The organism is Pseudomonas sp. P5_B2 (assembly GCF_056400445.1).
The window spans coordinates 1-6946 of the sequence record NZ_JBFULH010000220.1; the positions used below are offsets into that span (position 1 = coordinate 1).

Below are 6946 nucleotides of genomic sequence, written 5' to 3' on the forward strand. Positions count from 1 at the left end.
GCATATGCCAGGTCTTGAGCACCGCCAGCGACGTCCAGCACCTCGGTCTTACCCAGGTAGTCCTGTACGTTAAGTCCCTTCTTGCGTGTCATTTCCACCAGCTCCCGTGAGGAGCGGATGGCTTCGGGAACGTGGCGATCGATCTCCTCCGCTGTGTGCGCGCGAGGTGTCGCGAGTATCTTGGCGAAAGGGCTGTCGGTCTTCGGCGGCTCCTTCAGCTTGCGCTTTGCTTCGGCATAGGCTCTGGGGTACTCGTTGGCACGTTGTTCGATGTCGGCCCAATCGTCGACGCTGTAGAACACCACTTCAGCCTTGGCCTTGGGGGCGTAGACGATCTTGGTCAACGCCGCGGTCATCGGCGTGTCAGCCTTAGGCAGCAAGTCGCGGCCGAAGAAGGCAGCATTGAGGAACGAAGACTTGCCGGCCTTCATCTGACCAACGACAGCGATGCGTAGGTCGCGATCGCTCTCGCGTACAGCGTTGAGATTAACTTCAAGCCCGTCGAGCAAGGTTTTCAGACTACTGAGTTGTTCGGCGTCAAGAGCTGCGGCATGCGGGGTTAGCGAAGCCAGGGAGAATACTTTGGGTGTCATTGGATTTTATTCCTTACCATTTGAATCTGAGAAAACCAACCACCCGACCGGGGCCGTAGGCTCGATCGTTGTTGGTTCAGCAATGAAGAGGCTTTGGCATGTTTTTGTGCAGCCGCCTTTTCCAGCCAACTGATAGCGTGAGCGGAGTTTTTTCTCAGACCCTCTCCATTTAAATAGCGGCGGCCAAGTTCAAATTGGGCATCGGCATGCCCTGCCTCGGCCGCTTTGCGGTAAGCCTCGATGGCTTTTTCCAGGTCCAGGGAAACACCCAGGCCTTTTTCGTAAAGCCCCCCTAACGCGTACTGCGCGACGGGGCTGCCATGTTGGGCTGATCGATTGATCACGTAGAAGCGGGCTTCTGGGTGACCTTGCCTGGTCGCTTTTTCAAACCAATGCAGGGCCCGCTGTTCGTCTTTCGCAATCCCTTCTCCACTGGCAAGGCAAACACCCAGGTTGTATTGAGCCTCGGCGTGCCCTTGCTCCGCGGCCTGGAAGTAGCAGGCGACGGCGCTTTCCAGATTTTCTTGCACGCCTACACCGTTCTCGTAGCAGACGCCCAGGTAGAACTGGGCCTCGACATGACCTTGGTTTTTGGCCTTGCGGTACCACTCTGCCGCGAGGCGTTCGTTTACGCACACGCCTTGTCCTAGCTCGTGATAGATGCCAAGGCGAAACTGAGCATCGCAACTCCCCTGTTCTGCAGCGTGCTGGAAGTAGACAGCCGCCGAGCCGTAATCGCCTTGCTCATGAAATGCCAGGCCTGTGCCGTAGAGTTCTTCGATGGAAAGCGCATCAATGGCCAGGTCACCGATGATCTGCGCGATGATTTCCTGCATTTCGTTTTTTAAAACGGTGAAGGCGTCGACAAGTTCGGCGAAGACTTTCTGCCGGGTACGTTGCTCCTGGAGCAGTTCTTGTAGCGTTGCCTGTTCACTCTGAGGCAGTTTTTCTTGCAAGGGCAGGAGGGTATTGAACAGCGATAGTTTTCTGCGGCTGTTGGACAGGTTTTCTTGGTTGTGACGGATATAACCGTCTAACACACGTTCGCAAGTGCGCCTGTGGTTGGTGTACTTGGGAGCGTCGTCCAGCTTTTCGAGCCACACGCGAATATCATCACCCGCAATCAGCGTTCCCTGATCGGCTCCCAGCGGCGCCGCCCAGGCCATCAGTCCGGCGCAGGGAATGCCCGAAGCGTCGATCTCTTCTGCTGTGCTGTGCAGGATAGAGTCGATAGACGAGCGCCCTACCAGATCTGCCTGAGTGACGACGAAGAAGATCGGTTTTGGATGATTAAGGCTGCGCAAGAACTCCAGGTCGTCCTGGCGAATCGAGCCGTTCTTGGCACTGAGAAGCCACATCACGTGATCGGCTTCGGTCAGCTGTTTGAGGGCGATGGTTTCGTCGGTTTGGCGGCTACCCCGGGCGTCGGCTTTGCTGTAACCGGGCGTATCAAGGAAGGCCAGGTTGTCCCAGGCGAAGCTAGCGCAATGGAGCATCAATAGTTTGAGCACATGGGCAAAACCGAAAGCCTCGTCGAGACTGTGGCGGTACTGGCTGGTGAAGGCGTGAGTGATGGCCTGCAGGCCGTCGCGGTCCAGTCGAATCTGCAGGTTGAAGGTGTTCAGCGCAACGATACCGTCTTCGCCACGGGTGATGAAACTGGGAATCGCCGTGGTTGGCTCCAGCGACTCCGGTAGCAGATCGACGCCGAGCAGGGTGTTGAGCAGGCGCGACTTGCCGGCACTGAAACCACCACCGACGCCGACCACGGTCTTGTTGGCCAGGTCGGGAAACAGAGCAAGGTTTTCCAGTGACGCTTCCAGCGCCTGAAGCTCGCGCAACGCTTGAGCTTCACCGGGATAGCTGCCCTTGGACGTGAGGTCGATGAAGCGCTCATGGATCAGCCGGTGCAGCGCTGCGGACAGTTGCTGTTGTTGCTCCTGGCCCGCGTCCGGACGTGGCTGGCCGACGAGGCTGGCAATCAGTTGCAAGCCTCTGCCGGCGTCACTCATGTAAGGGTTGGTGGTGGCCGATTGCGCGGCCTCCAGGTCTTCGAGGGAGAAGCTGAAATCAAGCGACATCGGCGCTGGCCTCCACAGGACGAGGTTGTTGCTGGCTGCTGTGGTCGAGTAATCGGGCGACGCTGTTCAGCGCCTGTTCGGCCTTGTGCTGGATTTGTTGCTTGCGGTCACGGTCTGCCATCAGTTGCTGTTCGATGCGTTCGAGGTTTTCCCGTTGCGCCGCCAACTGTGCGGCTAATCGGTCGCACATATCGGAGATGAACTGACGGGCATGCTTGTCGAGCGCATCGGGAATCACGCTTTGCAACTGGCTAATGACCGTTTCAATCGCGTCATTGGCTTTGCCTTCGGCTTCGCTCTCCTTGTTGCTGCGCGAAGCGAACAAGCCGAGCGCGCCGCCGACCAGGCCGCCGATCAGGGTACCAATCCCCGGCAGTATGGTGCCGATAGCCGCCCCAGCCGCTGCACCGGCCGCGGAGGCACTGAAACCATGGTCGGCCTCTATTCCGGTCGGGCCGTCGCCGGAGAGTTGCGGACCCTCAAAGGCGTTGAACTCGATATGACTGCCCAGACGTTGGCAGGCGTCCTTGAGGCGCGGGGTCAGGTTCTGCTCAATGGCCAACTGGCAAGCGTTACGCGCATCGGCGGTGAGCAGCGGACCAATGCCTTGGCCCGCCAGCAGCATCTGTTTGTAGGCCTGGCGACGGCTGCGCAGGTAGCTGTTGACGGTGGCCAGCACCTGTTGGCTGATCGGCCCGCGGCAGTCGCGCAGCAAACTGTCTTGTTCGTTGGTGTAGTTTTCTTCGAGGCGGGCCATGCCTTTGTCGAGGATCTTCTGCTGTTCGAGTAACTGCTCTGCGCTGGTGTCCATCGCCAGTTGCTGGCGAATCAGGCGTTCGGCCTGAACCAATAGCGCCTTGACCTGCGCAGCGAAGCGCTCGTGGAACAGGGAAGCCTTTTGGGTTTCGAGGCCAGCGAGCAAATCCTCGAAGCCACTCAGATCACCCTCACGCCCAGAGCAGCCACGGGTCGGCTGGCTCGGGTCCAGGCCGGCCTGTTCGGCGAGGGAACGGCGCAGGGATTCGCGCTGCTGACGGCTGTTCAGCGCCTCCTGGCAGACTAGCAGGGAAAACGTCTGACCCAGGGAGCGCTGGCGATCAATGAAAGCCAGCTCGTCGATACCGACCTGACTGATACGGGTGACGCAGAGGATGCACGACACCGCCTCGCCGATGTACTGCTCCAGCGCACGCTCATGCTGGCCATCATTGGAGCCCAGGCCCGGCGTGTCGACCAGCACCAGATCAGGGTGGCGGGCGAGGGCACTGCGGCACAGGTGCAGTTCTACGAACAGTGGTGGCCGGGCGGTAGTGCGTGGATCGTCGAGCAGYGCGGCGTAGGCCGTGAGCGGTTTTTCCTCGCGCCGTACGTGGCCAGTCTGGGCGTCCTCCAGCCAGTGGATCACCAGTTTTTCCGCGCCCGGTTCGGCGTAGTGGAATTCAGTGGCCAGACTGGTGCAGGCGCCGAGGTCGTCTTTCTGAATATCCTCGCCCAGCCAGCAATTGAGCAGGGTCGACTTACCAACACTGAACTTGCCGATCAGCGGCACCTTGAGGTGGAAACCGGTGATCTGCTGGCGTAGTGCGTTGATCTCCCCGGCGAAGCTCTTGGGCAGGATGTTTTCGCCCAGCAGGTCGTCAAGCACCTGCATTTGCCCTAGCCAATGCTCCTTGTACTGGCTCAGGTCGCTGCTGCGCACCACCGAAAATCCGGCGGACTGGAGGTGGTAGAGCAGTTCGGCGAGAAAGTCCCAGGCTGGCAGCTCCGTTGCCGCACCGTATCCCCAGCGGGCAAGTACGCTGTCGTTGTCCGTTGGCGCGGTACCGGCGCGCAGGTCGAGCAGCCAGAGGGCCGTCGGGTTGAGGGGGACAGGCTGAGGCAGTGCAGCCAGGTGCAGGGTGAGTGCCTGCAGGCAGGCTGGTTGCTGGCTCAACTGGGCGCAGAACTCGCCGATCTGCACGGGGTGAGCATGATCCAGCCCGACGAGTAGGCACATCTCTTTGAGGCTGTTCAGCTCGTGGACTGTCCACTGGCCGTCGGTGAGKCGAAAGAAGTCGTTGGCCAGACAGCTGAGACGCAAAGCAGTAGGCAGTTCGCTGAGCGCCTTGCCGTCAAAATGACGCCTATTGGGATGCAGTAGCCAGTCGTGCAGGCGGCTGGTGCGTTCCAGGGCATCGAGGCGGTTGTCATGTGCACTCAGGCGGTCGCGCAGCTTGCAGTAGACTCCGGCCAGCGAGCGGTAGACGCGCCGCAGATCCTGATTATGACGATCTCCCAGTCGCTGGATTTCGGCGAAGGCGCCGTTCAGGCGGTTCTGCAAGGTGCAGGCGAACTCGAGGGTGATTGCACCTTTTTCCTGAACTGCAGCAATCAGGCGCAGGGCCGCGAATTGCGCCTGGGCCAGGTCGCGGTCGTTCTCGGCGGCAATCTGCTGGTTCTTGCCGGTGATAGCGCCCATGAAGCGAGACAGTATTCCCTGTTCACGCAGGTAGGTGGCGCGTCCGCTGACTGGAGAAAGGGTGGCGAGGGCGTCCAGCACCGAGGTTTCGACCGCCCGGCGGTTGTTGCTGTTCTGGGCCAGGAAACTGTCGACGGCAGTTTCGAGTTGCTGACGCTCGATGTCAGCCAGCAGCGCAGTGTTGTCCAGAGCCAGGTGCTCGAGTGCAAGGGGGATATCGTCGTCGGCCAGTTCGAACTTCTGGCTGAAATCGTCGTTGCGAATTTGCCGGTCGAAGTCATGGATATCGCCGACAGCCTGGCTGTGTTTACGGTCCACGTCGTACAGGTTGTCGCTGAGCTTGCGCTCCTGTTCGGCTGCCAAGCGAGCGCGCTCCCACAGGGCTTCGTACTGAGCCTCGTTGTCGAGGAACAATTGCAGGTGGCGGAAGATCTGCAGGCCGTCGGCATAGCCTTGTTCCATGCGCCTTGCGGCACCTTCGTTGGAAAAGTCGAGGGTGGCGCTGACGCCGCCCAGACTATTGGCAGGAATGATCGGCAAAATACGCACCCCGGGATAGTGGCGCGGGTCGATGCTCAGGTCGTCGGGCGACAGATACACCACCACGATGGTGTCGCAGCCGGCCTCGATCAGTGGCCGGACCGGCGTGTTGTCGACATTTTTCTGCGGCAGTCCCCAGTAGAAGCCGCCATCGGTATAGATGCCGTCGCCAATTGCGACCTCGTCGAAGATCAGGGGCAGGGCGGCGGTACCGAGCAGCATGTCCGCTGCGGTGTGGGTATCGCGTACCGAGAGGTAGTCGACCCGGTTGGCGGCAGTATTGTGCAGCGCCACGGTCAGCGGCAGCGCCGAAGAAGCCAGMCTGCCTGCGTCCAGGCCTTCGGCGATCATGCTCTTGAGGCCATCTTGCTTGAAAAAGCCCTTGGTACTGATGAAGTGGCTGAGCATCGGYGAGATCATGCCGCTGGCGGTCAGTAACGCAAGGCGTGACGCCAGGCCAGGCACATCCTGTACGGAAAGCATGTTGCGGCTTTCGATGTTCAGCCACATGGATTTGGCCTGATCGAATTTGTCTTGAGCAAACATGGCGCCGTTGAGTCCGCCTACTGAGGTGCCGGAGATGGCGCTTAGTTGGCTGTCTAGGCCCAGGTCGCGCATAGCCTGCCAGACGCCGATCTGATAGGCGCCCTTACCGCCGCCGCCAGATAGGGTAAGACCGAGTTTCCTGAATTTCATGCTCTGCTCCATTGTTTGTATCGGTGTCTCTATGGGGGGGGGCGGCCGTGTCTTCTAGATGAGGGGGTAGCGGGCGAGGGGCGGTACGAACTTTGTTTTCCAGTTCGTCCTACACGCTTTCCGGGCTGATGATGTGGATATGAAGGTGCGTGACTCTGGTCTTTTCCAGTGCTCGGACGGCACTTTGCAGCCACTGAGATCTTCGTAACGCTGCCTATTGATCAGTAGGCGACTCTGCGTGCGGTCGTCGATGGTGTCGCGTAGGACATCGGTGGACAGGGATAGAAACAGCTCATAAATGCCGACCAGTCCCGCGAAGCGCTCGACGTCCCGCAGGTCGATCTTGCCGAGAATGGCCCGGTCGAGCCGATAGTGACAGTCGATCTTGTTCAATGGGAGATTAGCAAGGCACTCGTTGAGGTCGCACTGGATGGTGCGGATGTTGACACCGAACTCTTCGGCCAGCGTTGCAAGCTCGAGTCCTTCGCCCAGGTTCGGCTTGTTGAGAGTCTGTGCCTTCCGGAAGATTGGGGTATCGTCGCTGCCCAATGACTCACGGCGGACGGCCTCTTTAGTCG

At 59.8% G+C, this 6946-nt stretch carries 4 protein-coding genes; all 4 read right to left on the minus strand.

The window, feature by feature from the left end:
- Window positions 1-593 (minus strand): dynamin family protein (locus AC1DRJ_RS16465; protein WP_477803084.1); only part of this gene is annotated, 593 nt, incomplete at its 3' end.
- A complete protein-coding gene (locus AC1DRJ_RS16470) occupies window positions 590-2674 on the minus strand; it encodes a dynamin family protein (protein ID WP_477803085.1) in 2085 nt (694 codons plus the stop codon). The genes AC1DRJ_RS16465 and AC1DRJ_RS16470, both read right to left, overlap by 4 nt.
- Window positions 2664-6368, minus strand: coding sequence for a patatin-like phospholipase family protein (locus AC1DRJ_RS16475; protein ID WP_477803086.1), 3705 nt, complete (start codon window positions 6366-6368; stop codon window positions 2664-2666). The genes AC1DRJ_RS16470 and AC1DRJ_RS16475 overlap by 11 nt, the downstream gene beginning before the upstream one ends.
- 54 nt (window positions 6369-6422) lie before the next feature.
- The coding region (locus tag AC1DRJ_RS16480) for a hypothetical protein (protein WP_477803087.1) at window positions 6423-6946 on the minus strand (524 nt) is incomplete at its 5' end.